Consider the following 354-nt stretch of genomic DNA (forward strand, 5'->3'; position numbering starts at 1 on the left):
CTTATCTGTTTTATGTAAATATCTTCAAAGAACGCTTTCTTAGTCGCTTCCCCTTCAAGGCGAAAGCGGATGCAAAAGTAGAGAGTTTTTGGCAAACCACCAAAAGTTTTTTGAAGAAATATCAAGCACTCACTACTTTTTTGACAATAATTAATTTATCTCAAGAGTATTTCCATATACCACATTATTATATATAATAAGAGAGTAAGAAATATTGTCATCGAATGCGTATAGTTCAAGTTATGTTAAAAGGCAATAGTGTCCTAAATAATTTTTGTGAAAACGCATATAAAGTTGCATCAAATCATTTGATTTGACGTATTTTGTTCCAATGGTAAAGAGCACATACCCCCT

At 31.6% G+C, this 354-nt stretch carries 1 protein-coding gene; it reads left to right on the top strand.

Going from position 1 to position 354, the window contains the following annotated elements; translation table 11 throughout:
- The coding region (locus JHU38_RS12315; RefSeq protein ID WP_207859428.1) for a hypothetical protein at positions 1-197 on the top strand (197 nt) is incomplete at its 5' end.
- Positions 198-354: the final 157 nt, after the last annotated feature.

The sequence above is a fragment of the Prevotella illustrans genome (genome assembly GCF_017426725.1).
GTDB classification, from domain to species: domain Bacteria; phylum Bacteroidota; class Bacteroidia; order Bacteroidales; family Bacteroidaceae; genus Prevotella; species Prevotella illustrans.